This is a genomic window from Reichenbachiella sp. (genome assembly GCF_965233835.1).
Taxonomy (GTDB): Bacteria; Bacteroidota; Bacteroidia; order Cytophagales; family Cyclobacteriaceae; genus Reichenbachiella.
The window spans coordinates 1,669,929-1,686,149 of record NZ_OZ247585.1 but is presented as its reverse complement, the minus strand read 5'-3'; the positions used below and the strand labels follow the sequence as shown (position 1 = coordinate 1,686,149).

Here is a 16,221-nt window from a genome sequence, read left to right as displayed (position 1 = left end):
AAATCTTAAATTTAAGTTAACCAAAAAACTCAAAGGATTATCTCAACCCATATCCAAACCGCTCCGTCTATTGCTACCATTTCCTATTTCAAGGATAAATACACGAGAGTTCGAAATCAATCCATTCATCTGTGCGAGCCGTTAGAAAAAGAAGACATGGTGGTACAGCCTATTGTAGATGTAAGTCCTCCAAAATGGCACTTAGGGCATACCACTTGGTTTTTCGAAAAAATGATACTCGAAGAACATTTCATAGGCTATCAAGTCTACCATTCAGAATACAACTATGTCTTCAATAGTTATTACGAAAGTATCGGCAAGCGAGTACTCAGAACAGATCGAGGCAATCTAACTCGTCCAACTACTGAGGAAGTCTACAAGTACAGGGCTTATGTAGACGAACAAATGGCCTTCTTTCTGGATACGATCAACGAACTCCCTACGGTCATTTCGGGTCTATTAGAATTGGGACTTCAGCATGAGCAGCAGCATCAGGAACTATTGGTTTATGACATCAAGTATATCCTAGGCAACAACCCACTGTTTCCGGCATATACCAAAAAGGAAATTGTCTCGAGTGCCGAAAGTAGAACCCTTGGTTTTCTTCCTATCTCCGAAGGAAACTATACCATCGGCCATCAGCAAGAAGGTTTTTGTTTTGACAATGAATTAGGTATACATCAAGTCTATTTGCATGATTTTGAAATTGGAGATCGACTGATCACCAATGGAGAATATCTTGAATTTATAGAGGCAGGTGGCTACCAAAATTTCAAATATTGGTACATGGAAGCCTGGGCTTGGGTGCAAGAAAATAAAGAAACCTCACCTATGCACTGGCACCACATTGATGGGGAGTGGTACCAATACACTTTTTTTGGTTTGCAGAAGCTCAACCTTCATGAACCTGTCACCCACATTAGCCAGTATGAGGCGGCAGCATACGCTCAATGGAAAGGCATGAGACTCGCTACCGAATTCGAATGGGAAGTAGCAAGCAAGCAATTTGAATCAGCAATTCATAAAAACGCCAACTTTATAGAAGGAGCAGCCTTGAATACCCAGACCGCCAAGAAGGATCATTTTCAGTTTTATGGAGACTCATGGGAATGGACCAACTCCGCCTACCTACCCTATCCGTACTTCAAAACAGAAACTGGATCAATAGGCGAATACAATGGAAAATTCATGGTTAATCAAATGGTACTTCGAGGCGGTTCGTTCGCCACTCCCAAAGACCATATCAGACCAAGCTATAGAAACTTTTTTCACCCTCAATTAAAATGGCATTTCACCGGAATTCGCCTGGCAAAACATGTTTGAAACCATAGAAAAAGAAATAATCAAGAATAAACAGTTCCTTACAGATGTCCTTGATGGCCTTTCATCTGACTCTAAGCACATTTCGTCCAAGTATTTCTACGACAAAAAGGGAGATGCTATTTTCCAGCAGATCATGCACATGGATGAATATTATCTTACTAATGCTGAACTTGACATCTTTGAATCCCACAAAAGTGAAATAGCTCGCATATTCTTCCCAGAGCAACAGCCTTTCAACTTGATCGAATTCGGTGCAGGCGACGGCATGAAAACCAAAGTATTGCTAAAGGAGCTTTTAAATCATGAGATTCCATTCGACTATGTACCTATCGACATTTCTCAAAATGCGCTGGATCAACTGCATCAATCCTTGACCAAAGAAATGCCTGACCTATCTTTTAAAGGGATACAAGGGGACTATTTCGAGGTCTTGAATAAGCTAAAGGAAAGTAATGGCCGAAGAAATGTGGTGCTGTTTTTGGGCTCCAATATTGGCAACTTCACTAATGATGAAGCGCAGTCATTCACTTCCAACATTAGCAACAAACTAAACCCTGGCGATTTACTTTTCATTGGGGTGGATTTAAAAAAAGACCCAAAAAAAATACTCTTAGCTTATAACGACTCAAAAGGTATTACGGCAGAATTCAACTACAACTTACTTAGAAGAATCAACAGGGAATTGGGCGGCAATTTTGACGTGGAACAATTCGAGCATCATCCAACTTATGACCCTGTGACCGGAGAATGCAAGAGTGCACTCCTTAGCAAAATAGAGCAAGAGGTAGAATTAGATGGTCAAACCTTTCATTTTGCTGAGTGGGAACCTATTCATACTGAAATTTCAAGAAAGTATTCTCTCAAACAGCTTCATCAATTAGCAAAAAAGTCAGGCTTCGAAGTAAAAAAAGACTTGTTCGATGCCAACCAATATTTCGTGGACTCTATCTGGGAGATTGTTTAAGCTCCTTCGCGGACTCCGTTCCGCGACCCGCCAGTATGACTTCTGCTGTATCCATTACAGATGCCGCAAGGTGCGGTAAGCTTGTGAATTAAAAACTTACTACTATCTCCACATTTACTTTGGGCAATTCGATAATAAATCTATTTTTGCAACCCCGATTCATTCGGGCTCATCACAATACAAATGCGCACGTGGTGAAACTGGTAGACACGCCATCTTGAGGGGGTGGTGGGAGCAATCCCGTGGAAGTTCGAATCTTCTCGTGCGCACATTTTTCCAAATTATTGCACACTACTTTCTAACAGAGCAATCTCGTGGAAGGCGAAGGTCGCTCCCATCGAATCTTCTCGTGCGCACATTTTCTTCAAAATTATTACACACTTTTCTGATTCAAATCAACAGAAGAATAGTTCTGGCTCATCTATCTATTATCACTAGCCAGCTCCAAGCCAATTAGCAGACAACTAACTACATAGTAATACACCAAGGCGTATCTCTTTCAAACTCAAATTCAAATAGAAATTATTCTGTTAGATTTGAATGCTACACAATTTAAAGAACGCACTATATAATTATCAGCTGTTGGTTACATTCAAGGTATTATGAAATTAGAACAAATAGTAATTCGAAAGATATCCAACTCAGACGTTGAAAATTTGCAAGAAATTGGAAAAAACACCTTTTTCGACACTTTCTCTGCTGACAATAGCAAGGAGAATATGGAAACCTATCTTAATACCAAATTTTCATTGCAACAACTTACCGAAGAATTGAACAACGAAAACTCTGAGTTTTATTTTGCCGAACTAGAAAAGCAGACAATTGGATACTTAAAGGTGAACACTGGAAATTCACAAACAGAAATACAAGATGACTCTTCTCTTGAAATTGAGCGCATTTACGTATTGAAAAAGTTTCATGGTAAACATGTTGGACGATTGCTCTTGAAAAAAGCGCTAGAAATAGCAAATTCAAGAAGGTTTGAATCTATCTGGCTTAGCGTATGGGAAAAGAATTTAAAAGCAATTCAATTTTATAAGAGAAATGGATTTATTGAATTTGATAAAAAAACTTTCAAATTGGGAATCGACCTACAGCGAGACATTATGATGAAACTAAAATTAAAAAAATAGGCTAATACGAGCTCCATGTTTCTTGTTCTTGTTCAAGCACTCATCTTAATAATCACATTTTTCCTTTTACTTTCCCGTTTAACTAGATTGATATAGTCTCAATTCTTAAATTCGCACATTAATCAGGAATTCTTAATTACATCTTATGGCTCTCAATATCCCACTACTCAAAAGCATCTGTGAAATCGCTGGTGCTCCTGGCTTCGAATCTCGAATCAGAAATCTGGTGATAGAAGAAATCAAAAACCATGTGGACGAATACCACATCGACAACATGGGCAATTTGGTAACCATCAAAAGAGGTAATGGCGATGATCCTAAGAAAGTGATGCTAGCGGCTCACATGGATGAAATAGGATTTATTGTTAATCATATCGATGACAATGGTTTTTTGAGATTTCAAACCCTTGGAGGATTTGACCCTAAAACTTTTACGGCGCAGCGAGTGGTCGTTCATGGTAAAAAAGACATTATCGGCGTAATGAGTAGTAAACCAATCCATGTGATGTCACCAGCGGAGAGAGAGAAGCCCGCTAAGAAAGAAGACTATTTCATCGACTTAGGAATGCCTAAGGAGGAAGTCGAGAAAATCGTGGCTGTCGGTAATCCCGTGACCAGAGAAAGAGACTTGATCGAAATGGGCAACTGTGTCAATTGTAAGTCGATTGACAACAGAGTATCTGTCTTCATCTTGATAGAAGCCATGAAACAGCTGAAAAACAATGCACATGATATCTATGCAGTATTTTCTGTACAGGAAGAAGTAGGCATCCGAGGTGCCAATGTAGCTGCTCACAGTATCAATCCTGATTTTGGTATTGCACTAGATACTACCATTGCCTACGACTTACCTGGCGCACAACCCCACGAATATGTGACCGAACTGGGTAAAGGTACGGCGATTAAGATTCTCGACGCCATGACCATTTGCGATACACGAATGGTTAACTTCCTAAGAAAAACAGCTGATGATCACAAGATCAAGTGGCAAAACGAAATACTTGTTGCTGGCGGCACGGATACTTCCGGCATTCAGCAAAAGGGTAAAAACGGCGCCATATCAGGAGCCATTTCTATTCCAACAAGGCATTTGCATCAAGTGATCGAAATGGCAGACAAAGACGATATACAGGCGTCAATTGATCTGACGGTGGCTGCCTTTGAAAACATTCACAATTATAACTGGAGCTGGACTTGAAAAAACTAACCTTCATTTTCTGTTTTATTTCATTCAAAGGATTCGCTCAAGATTATTCTAGCCTGCGCAGTAATCTGGAGCATTTTGTAGATCAGAGTATTGAAGTGCGCGAAGCCGTAATGCCTATCGCTCAGGCGTTTGGTTTTGAGTCCTATCAAATGGATTCACTCAATCAGTTGATCAGTTTTCGTGATTCCATACACCTCAACTATGTGGTGGCGGTTTTAACTGAGCATGGCTGGTTAGGCACCTCAGTGATTGGCAAAAAAGCCAACATCTCCATTTTTTTGGCGGTACAGCATGCACCAAATGATCAGGTAAGGGAAAGATATTACCCCATGCTTGAAGCTTCCACCCAAAGAGGGGAATCAAGCTTGGCGCAAATGGCCACTATGAAGGATCGAATATTAGTCAACAAAAAACAGCCACAGGTTTTCGGAACACAGTGGAATTATGTTGATGATAAACAAGTGCTGTTTCCATTGGAAGATGTAAATTCGGTAAATGAAAAACGTGTGGAAGTAGGACTCCTACCACTCACCGATGAAGAGTTGAAAACCGTACAAAGCAAATACCAATAAACATGGGCATCCGATCGGTACTGAGCAAGCCATTCGCCAAATACATCGTCAACCAACAAAGCCAATGGGTCTCTAACCCCACAGAATCTCAGGACAAAATCCTCTCTGAAATAACAAAAAAAGCAGCCAATACAGCCTTTGGCAAAGACCACAATTTCAAAGATGTTGGCAACTATCAGGAATTTAAAGAAGCGGTTCCGATTGGAGATTATGAAGTGCTTCGGCCCTATGTAGACCGTGTGAAAACTGGAGAACCGGATGTACTATGGCCCGGACTGCCCTCCTATTTTGCTAAGACTTCAGGCACGACCTCAGGCACCAAGTACATTCCCATCACGAAGGACTCTGTGCCCAATCATATCAATAGCGCTAGAAATGCACTATTGAATTATGTCCATAATTCTGGCAACAGTAAGTTTCTGGATGGCAATCTGATTTTCCTTTCCGGCAGTCCTATCATGACCAAAACTAGTGGCATTCATACTGGAAGACTTTCCGGCATAGTCAATCACCACGTACCAGGGTATTTGCGTTCTAATCAAATGCCCTCTTACGAAACCAACTGCATCGAAGATTGGGAGCAGAAAGTCGATCAAATCGTAGAAGAGACCTATCAAAAAAACATGACGCTCATCTCAGGCATTCCACCCTGGGTTCAAATGTATTTCGATCGATTGACAGCCAAAACTGGCCAAGCCATCAAAGATCTTTTCCCTGATTTTTCATTATTCGTCTATGGGGGCGTCAACTTCAAACCCTACAAGGCCAAATTGTTTGAGAGTATCGGAAAAACCATAGATTCTGTAGAAACCTACCCGGCTTCCGAAGGCTTTATTGCCTACCAAGATACGTTGGATGAAGAAGGACTACTCTTGTTGCTTGACTCTGGAATTTTCTTTGAGTTCATTCCTGCGGACGAATATTTTGATAAAAATCCAACTCGACTGAGTATCAGTGAGGTAAAAACAGGAGTCAACTATGCCTTGATTATTAATAGCAATGCCGGACTGTGGGGCTATTCGATCGGCGATACGGTGGCCTTTGTTTCGACAGATCCCTACCGGGTAGTCGTGACTGGCAGAATCAAACATTTTATTTCTGCCTTCGGCGAGCATGTGATTGGTCAGGAAGTAGAAAAAGCGATGAACGCAGCGGTACAAGCGCAAACTCAAACCGAGATCACTGAGTTTACTGTAGCACCACAGGTGACACCTGAATCAGGACTACCAAAGCATCAGTGGTTTATCGAATTTGGTCACCAACCTGATGACATGAAGCGATTTGCTGATACCATTGATCAAAAACTCAGAACACTCAACTCGTACTATGATGATTTGATCACCGGTAATATTCTGGAAAGACTAGAAATCATTCCATTAAAAAAGAATGCCTTTATCGACTATATGAAGTCTCAGGGCAAACTAGGCGGACAAAACAAAGTGCCGAGATTGTCCAACGATCGGAAGATTGCAGATCAGTTGATAAAGCTTAAGCTATAACTTTTCCAAAGTTCTAAACTTTAGAAAAGTTCAGTTCAACTATTCTATATAGCTTTGCAGCTGCTTTTTAGTTTAAGTTTAGAAATAAAAGGAAATATCAGTGTTTTATGTCATTTCGATCCCAATAGAAATCGGGAGAGAAATCTAATCTCTGATATGTGCTTTATCGAAGATTTTTCCGCTTCGGCGGATCGCCTGCGGTCGAAATAACCAAGGGTTATTGATTAAGCAAAACGCGGTACCCAAAACAAAAAAATTGAAGAAAAAAATATCCATTCTTGGTTCAACTGGCTCAATTGGCACACAAGCCTTAGAGGTAATAGAAGCCAATCCAGATCATTTTGAGCTGGAAGCCATTACGGCCAATGAAAATGCGGACTTGCTTATCAAACAAGCCATCCAATTCAAACCCAATTTGGTCGTAATTGCGAATGAGGACAAATACCAAAGAGTATTCGATGCCTTGGACAATCAAGACATCAAGGTGTTCGCTGGTGAAAATGCTTTGTGCCATGCTGCTGAACTGGAAGAAGTTGACGTGGTACTCACTGCCCTCGTTGGATACGCGGGATTGAAGCCTACCCTCAGAGCCATTGAAGCCGGCAAAGCCATTGCGCTGGCAAACAAAGAAACACTAGTAGTAGCAGGTGAATTAGTAACCCGACTGGCTAAGAAGAAACGAGTGCCAATTCTACCAGTGGACTCCGAACATTCTGCGATTTTTCAATGTCTGACTGGTGAATTTACCAACCCAATAGAAAAAATCATCCTTACAGCCTCTGGAGGACCGTTCAGAGGAAAGAACCGTGACTTTTTGACTAATGTCAAAAAAGAACAAGCACTCAAGCACCCCAACTGGGACATGGGAGCCAAAATCACTATCGATTCGGCCAGTTTGATGAACAAAGGCTTGGAGGTGATTGAAGCCAAATGGCTTTTTGACCTGACCGCTGAACAAATAGAAGTGGTTGTTCATCCACAATCGATTGTCCACTCCATGGTACAGTTTGAAGATGGATCAATCAAAGCACAGATGGGATTGCCGGACATGAAGCTGCCTATACAGTATGCATTGACATACCCTGACCGTCTTAAGACTAATTTTCCTCGGTTTGATTTTATGGACTACCCACAGCTTACTTTCGAAAAACCGGATATGGAAACATTCAAAAATCTCGGATTGTCATTTGACGCGCTAAAAAAAGGGGGCAATCAGCCTTGTATATTGAATGCGGCTAACGAAATTGCGGTATCAAAATTTTTGGAGGACCGTATAGGCTTCCTGGAGATGTCTGATGTGGTGGAATCCTGTCTGAACAAAATCTCGTATATCTCCACTCCTAATTTTGACGATTACGTAGAGACAGATAAAGAAACTCGAATATTAGCAACAGAATTAATTAATTGATGGAAGGACTAATCATGACAGCCCAACTTTTGTTGGGATTATCCATTTTGGTGGGTGTGCACGAATTTGGGCATTTAATTGCCGCAAAAGCCTTCGGTATGAGGGTAGAAAAATATTCGATTGGGTTTCCCCCGAAAATTTGGGGCTTTCAATACGGTGAAACAGAATACTCTTTTGGTGCCATTCCTCTGGGTGGCTTTGTGAAAATATCCGGTATGATCGACGAATCATTGGATACGGAAAGTATGTCTGCTGAACCTGAAGAATGGGAATTTAGAGCTAAACCGGCTTGGCAAAGACTCATAGTCATGATGGGCGGCATCATTGTTAATGTAATCACAGGCATCATCATTTTCGTATTTCTGGTTTACAGCAATGGCAATTCTTACATACCTAAAGAAGAACTCAACAAGCATGGTATTGTTGCCTATCAACTGGGGCAGGAAATAGGATTGAAATCTGGTGATATCATCCTAAAAGTAAATGGTAAAGATTATGATCGTTTCACAGACTTGAGAAGCATGGAGGTGCTTTTTGCTGATCAGCCCACATACAAAGTTCAAAGAGGAGACTCCGTATTTGATTTAGCTTTTCCTGAAGGCTTCCTAAACAAATTGACAGACAAGAAATACAAGGATCAATTCATCTCCTTTAGATTTCCATACGAGGTCGGTCAAGTGATCGCTGGAACGGCAGCGGCTGATGGTGGACTGAAAGCCAAAGATCAAATTCTAACTATTAATAACGAACCCGCGCTTTACTTTGATCAACTCAAAAGCTTATTAACATCGAATGCGGACTCAAGTGTCGTAGCTACGGTCAAAAGAGCGGACAACAGCACAGCTACGCTGACGTTCAAAGTTTCATCTGAGGGCACCATTGGCTTTCAGCCAAGTCCTTTAATCAACTACCAACATGATGAATACTCCTTTGGAGAAGCCATTCCAATTGGCACATCTCAGGCATTCAATGTAGTGTGGGCTAACATCAAAGGCTTAGGCAAAATATTTTCAGGAGATGTAGCGGTTTCAAAATCTCTTAGCGGTCCTATTCGTATCGCACAGATGTTTGGCGGCACCTGGGACTGGAACAAATTCTGGAATATGACTGGCTTGCTTTCTATGGTACTGGCATTTATGAATTTTTTACCTATTCCAGCGCTTGACGGTGGGCACGTGGTTTTCTTAACCTATGAAATTGTGTCAGGTCAGAAGCCATCCGACAAGTTTCTAGAGAATGCGCAGAAAGTTGGTATGGTAATTCTATTAAGTTTAATGGTGTTTGCTTTCTTCAATGACATCGTTCAGACCATTTTCTAAATTGCTATAAAAAACATTCAATTTGAAGAGCACTGAAATCATCAGTGCTCTTTTTTATTTATATTGTTTCTTTGATAGGAATCAACCTTTTCAATGCGCAGACTTTCTTTCACTTTATTCTTACTTGCGATAAGTCAAATTACTTGTGCTCAGGGCTTTTCTTACCAAGTTGATGTCAATAACCATCGAGCAGGTAGCTACAGAATAAGTACAGAAGTCGACCAAAATATTCACACCTTTACTTCGCTCGAATTCAGCCTGCTTACCTTACAAGACTCTTTGAATTTTTCTTCCTCTTCTCATTTCGTTGAGTCAGATTCAGGATTCCTCGAATTTGTTTCCTGGACGACTATTTTCAAGGACACGCTGAGATATCAAGCAAGATTTGAATCTGATACCATCAGCTATATCAACGATTCTGATAGTTCAACATTTTATTCAATAAACCAATCCATTGTTTTGGGCCCTGATAAAATAAGAAAATTGAGTACCAGAGAACTAGATACCGTTGGATCTAAATTATGCTATCAGACATTTTCTACAGAGCTAAATCAAGTTGTTGAGGTCACCAGAGAACTTCTAAGTTATTCTGTGGAAAAAGCACAAAAACTAAGAGTGGTAAAGCAGACTACTGGATCTACATCGACAATTAGCAAATTCGACAAGGAATTCAACTTGGTGGAAACCAAAGGCCAGTCATCGTTCGGTCAGATCAGCCTGATCAGAACAAATAAAACTGGCTCATCTCAATTCTTTGAGTCGGACGCGTTCGAAATAAATCGTCTACTGTCCAACATCCGGTTTCCAGACCCACGTAACATCAGCTCAGTTAAACTCAAAATAGATGGGCTGGACAGTTTATCATCCCTAACGTTCAAACAACACAATCAAAAAATTACTTTTCAAGACAGTTCCTCCTTTGTTCTAATCGTAGATAAAACCAAGGAACCCTACCTTCAATCAGATACCACAAGTCGTTCTCAGACGGAGTTGTTTTTTAGTGCAGTTAGAGGCAATGAGATACTAGATTCATTAGGGATTCACACGCTCACAAGAAACGAGAAGGTTAATCAAATCAAAGGTTTTTCGAAGAACCTCCCCTACCCAAATCTGGTTCTATTCGAATTACTCTCAACCGCTAACATCCCAGTCCGCATCGTTTATGGTTATTGTTATGATCGATGGTTTTGGATATCCAAAACATGGATAGAAGTCGCCATCAATAATCATTGGGAGCCACAGGATTTAACATACAATTTTCCACCCAACCCAGCACTGAGAATAGCCTTATTCAAAAGTCAGTATGGTAGCCCATTAAGTCACTCCTATTTAGAGCAAATTCCAGTCCTTAAAAACTTACAAGCTGAATCCTTTAGCCTCGGGGGCAAAAAGTATTCAGTATCAAGTCAAGTCTTTCCCTATTATTTTGAAAATCCCGTTTACGAAAATGAAGGTCTAGGTATTCGAATGAATATTCCTGATGGCTTCAATATTTTAAATGACGGCACCGAGACTGCATCTGATCTGTTTTTGGCTTTAGAAAACGACTACGATGAAAAAATAAATTGTTTTCAGGTGATTGCCTCCGGCCAACAAGTAACAGAAAAAACCGCAAAAGAAAAGATCTACGAATTCATTGGAGACCAGAACATCAATGTCAACAACGATAAAAAACTAAACATCTGGCATGGATACAAAGGAAATTTTGGAGCCATTGTAATTCCTCAGGGGAGAAGTTACCTTCTAATTACTATCAAACATGAAGATCCCGAATTCATAATTTTGGTTCTCACTAGAAAAAACTTAAACCTCAAGTTCTAAGAATAAGTAAGCATAGTTTGTAGATAATCTTTCAGTTCAAACATCAGTCGTTCGCTTTCTTCATTGCTAAATTTCAGGGCAATAATTTCTTCTATGTCTCCTCTATTCATGTAAGCTGTAATGGTATAGTGAAATTCCTGATTAGAATCTGAAAAGGCATTAGTATCAGCCTGTTTCGCTTGTACTTCCAATTTCACATCTTTTACATCGGTAAACAAATAGGCTCTTGAATGACCAGCTCTGAACAATATTGTTTTGTTCTTTCGGTCAATTAACAGACTGCGATATGATGCAGTGAGATAATTAAAAAATGGTGCCACCAACAAAACAACTCCTACCCCTAATGCGAGCAAACCTTCCCAGTTTCCGGCTAGCACAAGAATCAACAGCCCAAGCATGGTAAAAGTGAATCCCAAAATAGAAAAGAGAATCAATAGCCCCCAAGACCCAAAAATCTTGGTTCTAATGATCAAACAGTCCTCGTTTTGGTAAACTCGATATCCGTTTTTGCCAAGTGTTTGAATTAATTCTTGTTTCATTTTCAGGATGTTGGTTTCGCTTAAGTTACCAATATTTTTTCACCTACACTTTAGCCAACTTAAATAAGTATGAATTACGTCCCCTAGCTTTCGATTATTTCTATCTTTGCCGAAAAAAAATCTGTGCAAAAAGAGTTTAAAAGATATACTGTCACCTCTGCCCTTCCTTATGCGAATGGCCCGTTACACATCGGTCACATTGCTGGTGCCTATTTGCCTGCAGATACTTATGTACGCTATCTCAGAGTCAAAGGAAAAGAGGTAGCCTACGTCTGTGGAAGTGATGAGCACGGAGCAGCTATTACGCTCAGGGCTAAAAAAGAAAACACTACACCTCAAGCGATCATTGACAAGTATCATCAAATCAATAAAGATACTTTTCAGCGATTTGGTATATCATTCGATATGTATCACCGTACATCCGAACAGATTCATCATAAAACCTCCCAAGAGTTTTTCTTGAACCTTTATGAAAAAGGAGAGTTCACGGAGAAAGAGTCTGAGCAATTCTACGATGAAGAGTTCAAGCAATTTCTTGCGGACAGATATGTAACTGGTACATGTCCTAAGTGCAGTCACCCAGCCGCTTATGGTGATCAGTGTGAGAAGTGTGGCACTTCCCTTAATGCCACAGATTTGATCAACCCCATTTCCACATTAAGTGGAAAAACGCCAGTCTTGAAAACGACGAAGCACTGGTACTTACCATTAGACAAATATCAGCCCTGGCTAGAGCAGTGGCTAATCGAAGGCAAAAAAGGCGAATGGAAATCCAATGTGTATGGCCAGTGTAGTTCATGGCTCAAAGAAGGCTTACAACCACGTGCCATGACCAGAGATTTGGATTGGGGTGTAGATGTCCCATTACCCAAAGCAGAAGGGAAAAAACTATACGTTTGGCTTGATGCCCCCATTGGTTACATATCAGCTACCAAAGACTGGGCAAAAGAGAACAACAAAAACTGGGAGGACCATTGGAAGAAGCAGGCGAACGATGAAGATGACGCCTGCCTTATCCATTTTATCGGAAAGGACAACATTGTATTTCACTGTATCATTTTCCCAGCGATTCTTCATGCACATGGCGAATATATCTTACCTGAAAATGTACCCGCCAACGAATTTCTAAACCTAGAAGGAGAGAAAATATCTACTTCAAGAAATTGGGCCGTTTGGTTGCATGAGTATCTGGATGAATTTCCCGGCAAAGAAGATGAATTGAGGTATGTACTTACTTCCATTGCGCCAGAAACCAAAGACAGTGAGTTTACCTGGAAAGACTACCAGGCCAGAGTGAACAACGAGTTGGTGGCCATCTTTGGTAATTTCGTCAACCGTGCTGTTGTGCTTACGCACAAATATTTTGATGGCAAACTTCCTGCAGCCGAACTACAGGGCGAAGACGAAGCGGTGATCAAAGAAATGGCAACATTTCCTGCTAAGATTTCAGAAAGCATTGAAAAATACAGATTTAGAGAGGCTTTGGCTCATTTAATGGATTTAGCACGTTTGGGCAATAAATACCTAGCGGATACTGAACCATGGAAATTGATCAAGACAGATGAAAAGCGTACGGCTACCATTTTGAACGTTGCCTTGCAAATAGCAGCTAACTTGTCTATTCTGTCAGAACCCTTCCTACCAAAAACAGCAGAGAAAATTGCCACCATGCTCAACATGGATGGAGAAAAATGGAATGAAGCTGGTTCGGCAAGTATTTTATTAGCAGGACAAAACATAGAGAAGCCGGCCTTATTATTTGAAAAAATAGATGACAAACTCGTGGAAGAACAAGTAGAGAAATTGAAAGCGACAGAAGCCAACAAGTCTGCTGCAGTAGAAGATGTAGAAGTAGCACCACAGAAGCCTGAGGTAACGTTCGATGACTTCATGAAAATGGATATCCGTACAGCTACCATTTTAGAAGCCGAAGCCGTACCGAAATCCAACAAGCTTTTGAAGTTTAAAGTAGACACTGGTGTAGATACCCGTACCATCTTGAGTGGCATCGCCAAGCACTATACTCCTGAAGAAATGATCGGTAAGCAAGTGACAGTTCTGATGAACTTGGCTCCTCGCAAAATCATGGGTATCGAGTCCCAAGGCATGATCCTAATGGCCGAAGACCACGACGGCAAGCTTCGATTGGTTCAGCCTAACGAGGTGACTCAGAATGGGATGGGGATTAGTTAATCACATTTCACTCCTATGAAAAAAAGCTCAGGGTTTAAACCTTGAGCTTTTTTTGTTCACCGAATCCATTGACTTCACAATTGTCGAATCATTATAAAAGTCCTATCTTTTGAAAAAAGATACGGCATGACCCACTATCGAACCTGCAATCTATGCGAAGCCATGTGCGGCCTGGCTATCGAACACGACGGCAAAGAAGTCATCTCCATCAAAGGTGATTTAGATGATGAATTTAGCCAAGGACATATCTGCCCAAAGGCACTTGCCCTAAAAGACATTTATGAAGATCCAAATCGTCTAAAAAAACCGGTTAAAAAAACGGCAGATGGATGGGTAGAAATTCCATGGGAAGCTGCCATTCAAGAAGTAGCCGATGCCTTAGCCTCTACAAGAAAGAAACATGGATTGGATGCCGTCGGGGTGTATAGCGGAAATCCGAATGTTCACAATACGGGTTCTTTATTGTCAGCCCCTGAATTCCTAAAAGAGCTCAGGACAAAAAACAGATTTTCAGCTACGAGTGTAGATCAATTACCACATCAATATATGGCTTATTTGATGTATGGTCATCAGTTCCAAATTCCCATACCTGATATCGATAGGACCGATTTTTTAATCATTCTGGGAGCTAACCCGATTATATCCAATGGCAGCCTACTATCCGCTCCGAATATCAAGAAGAGATTAAAAAACATTCAAGACAGAGGAGGTAAGATTATCAATATCGATCCACGCTACACAGAAACATCGGATAAATCGGACCAACATCTTTTCATTCGACCTGGTTCGGATGCATTCATGCTATTAAGTATGCTCCATATCCTACTTGAAGAAGGTCTGGTGAAGCTCGGAAGATTTGAACAACACCTCAAAGGCTATGAAGAGCTACACCAAGTAGCGAATGATTACTCCCCAGAAAAGACAGCCGCGATTACTGGCATCGATTCAAACGTACTCAAAGAATTAACCAGAAAATTTGCGAGCACTGAAAAGGCAGTTTTATATGGAAGAATGGGGGTATGCACCCAGGAATTCGGAGGCATGTGTATGTGGCTGATCAATATATTAAACATTCTCACTGGTCACTTCGATGAAGCAGGCGGATATATGTTCACCACTCCAGCCATTGATTTAAAACCTCAAATTTCAAAAGGCCATATTGGTAAATGGAAGAGCAGAGTACGCGGGCTTCCCGAAGTCGGAGGAGAGCTTCCGTCATCAGTAATGGCTGAAGAAATATTGACTCCTGGCGATGGGCAGATTAAAGCTATGATCATCAGCGCCGGTAATCCAGTACTCTCTACACCTAATGGTGTACAATTGGAAAAGGCCTTCGAATCCTTAGATTTTATAGTATCGGTGGATATATACATCAATGAAACATCCAAACTCGCCGACATCATATTACCTCCAGCCACTGGGCTTGAGACAGACCTTTACGACATCATATTCCATACGCTTGCTGTCAGAAACACTTCGAAATATTCAGAAGCGCTATTTGACAAATCAGAAGGAGCTAAGTATGACTGGGAAATTTTTAGAGCATTGAGAGTCGCCTACTTGAAATCAATGAAAAAACTCACATTGTCGAAGCGAATCAAATTAGGTCTTATGTACTTGTTTTCACCAGAAAAGATGCTCGACATTCTACTCAAAAGAGGTCCTTACAAAAAGGAATTGAATATAAAAAAATTAAGAAAGAATCCGCATGGCATCGATTTAGGAGCTCTAAAATCTCAAATGCCAGAATCACTTTACCATAAGGATAAATTGATCAACCTCTTTCCAGAAGAAATCAAAGAAGACCTTCAGCGTGTGAAACAAAAGTTCAACACTTTCAATCCTGAAGATTTTCTGCTCATCGGCAGGCGTCAATTAAGAACCTGTAATTCCTGGCTGCATAATAGTAAGCGATTATTGAAAAATAATACATGCGACCTTTTTCTTCACCCGGATGATGCTCAAAAATTAGGGTTAAGTAATGAAACCAACATTAAAATCACTTCGCGGGTGGGACACGTGATCGTTCCGTTCAAAACCACAGAAGAAATCATGCAAGGCGTTGTAAGTCTGCCACATGGCTGGGGACACAAGGGTAAGATTAAGCTTGATGTTGCTGCCACTTCACCTGGCACAAATATCAACGAACTAACGGATGACAATTTTGTGGATCAGCTAACGGGTAATGCCGCTGTCAATGGTGTACCTGTAAAACTGGAGGTATGTAAAAATTAGTATGACTT

At 40.7% G+C, this 16,221-nt stretch carries 12 protein-coding genes and 1 tRNA gene; 12 read left to right on the top strand and 1 reads right to left on the bottom strand.

Translation table 11 applies throughout. From position 1 onward, the window contains the following. Positions 1–36: 36 nt before the first annotated feature. The 10 genes from egtB (at position 37) to ACO6S2_RS07290 (ending at position 11,246) form a co-directional block, all read left to right on the top strand. Positions 37–1,323: an ergothioneine biosynthesis protein EgtB gene (gene egtB, locus ACO6S2_RS07335; protein ID WP_422362438.1), complete on the top strand. Its 1,287-nt coding sequence runs from the start codon at positions 37–39 to the stop codon at positions 1,321–1,323. Next, positions 1,316–2,287, top strand: a complete 972-nt coding sequence (gene egtD / locus ACO6S2_RS07330; protein WP_422361845.1) for an L-histidine N(alpha)-methyltransferase — start codon at positions 1,316–1,318, stop codon at positions 2,285–2,287. Before egtB ends, egtD begins: the two co-directional genes overlap by 8 nt. Before the next feature lie 185 nt (positions 2,288–2,472). Beyond that, a tRNA-Leu gene (locus tag ACO6S2_RS07325) sits at positions 2,473–2,556 on the top strand. 333 nt (positions 2,557–2,889) lie between these two features. After that, complete coding sequence (locus ACO6S2_RS07320) at positions 2,890–3,420, top strand: GNAT family N-acetyltransferase (protein WP_422361844.1); 531 nt, start codon at positions 2,890–2,892, stop codon at positions 3,418–3,420. Between the two features lie 145 nt (positions 3,421–3,565). Then, entirely contained in the window at positions 3,566–4,618 is a 1,053-nt protein-coding gene (locus ACO6S2_RS07315) for a M42 family metallopeptidase (RefSeq protein ID WP_422361843.1), read from the top strand. Beyond that, positions 4,615–5,199 carry a DUF6624 domain-containing protein gene (locus ACO6S2_RS07310; protein WP_422361842.1) on the top strand — a complete coding sequence of 195 codons (585 nt, stop codon included), beginning with the start codon at positions 4,615–4,617 and terminating at the stop codon, positions 5,197–5,199. Before ACO6S2_RS07315 ends, ACO6S2_RS07310 begins: the two co-directional genes overlap by 4 nt. A 2-nt stretch (positions 5,200–5,201) precedes the next feature. After that, entirely contained in the window at positions 5,202–6,698 is a 1,497-nt protein-coding gene (locus ACO6S2_RS07305) for a GH3 auxin-responsive promoter family protein (protein ID WP_422361841.1), read from the top strand. A gap of 256 nt (positions 6,699–6,954) precedes the next feature. Next, positions 6,955–8,106 (top strand): 1-deoxy-D-xylulose-5-phosphate reductoisomerase, encoded by a 1,152-nt coding sequence (locus tag ACO6S2_RS07300; RefSeq protein ID WP_422361840.1) that lies wholly within the window; start codon positions 6,955–6,957, stop codon positions 8,104–8,106. After that, on the top strand, positions 8,106–9,425 hold the full coding sequence (gene rseP / locus ACO6S2_RS07295) for an RIP metalloprotease RseP (protein ID WP_422361839.1): 1,320 nt from the start codon (positions 8,106–8,108) through the stop codon (positions 9,423–9,425). The genes ACO6S2_RS07300 and rseP overlap by 1 nt, the downstream gene beginning before the upstream one ends. Positions 9,426–9,518: 93 nt before the next feature. Beyond that, complete coding sequence (locus tag ACO6S2_RS07290) at positions 9,519–11,246, top strand: transglutaminase domain-containing protein (protein ID WP_422361838.1); 1,728 nt, start codon at positions 9,519–9,521, stop codon at positions 11,244–11,246. Here the strand turns inward: ACO6S2_RS07290 and ACO6S2_RS07285 are convergent. Then, positions 11,243–11,785: a hypothetical protein gene (locus tag ACO6S2_RS07285; RefSeq protein ID WP_422361837.1), complete on the bottom strand. Its 543-nt coding sequence runs from the start codon at positions 11,783–11,785 to the stop codon at positions 11,243–11,245. The two genes, ACO6S2_RS07290 and ACO6S2_RS07285, sit on opposite strands and share 4 nt — an antisense overlap. Before the next feature lie 102 nt (positions 11,786–11,887). On the opposite strand from ACO6S2_RS07285, the gene metG reads away from it, so the two are divergent. Together metG and ACO6S2_RS07275 are read left to right on the top strand one after the other, a co-directional pair. After that, positions 11,888–13,978, top strand: a complete 2,091-nt coding sequence (gene metG, locus ACO6S2_RS07280; protein ID WP_422362437.1) for a methionine--tRNA ligase — start codon at positions 11,888–11,890, stop codon at positions 13,976–13,978. A 126-nt stretch (positions 13,979–14,104) separates the two neighbouring features. Next, the gene (locus ACO6S2_RS07275) at positions 14,105–16,213 is read left to right on the top strand and encodes a molybdopterin-dependent oxidoreductase (RefSeq protein WP_422361836.1); all 2,109 of its coding nucleotides are present in this window, start codon (positions 14,105–14,107) and stop codon (positions 16,211–16,213) included. The last annotated feature ends 8 nt before the right edge of the window (positions 16,214–16,221 follow it).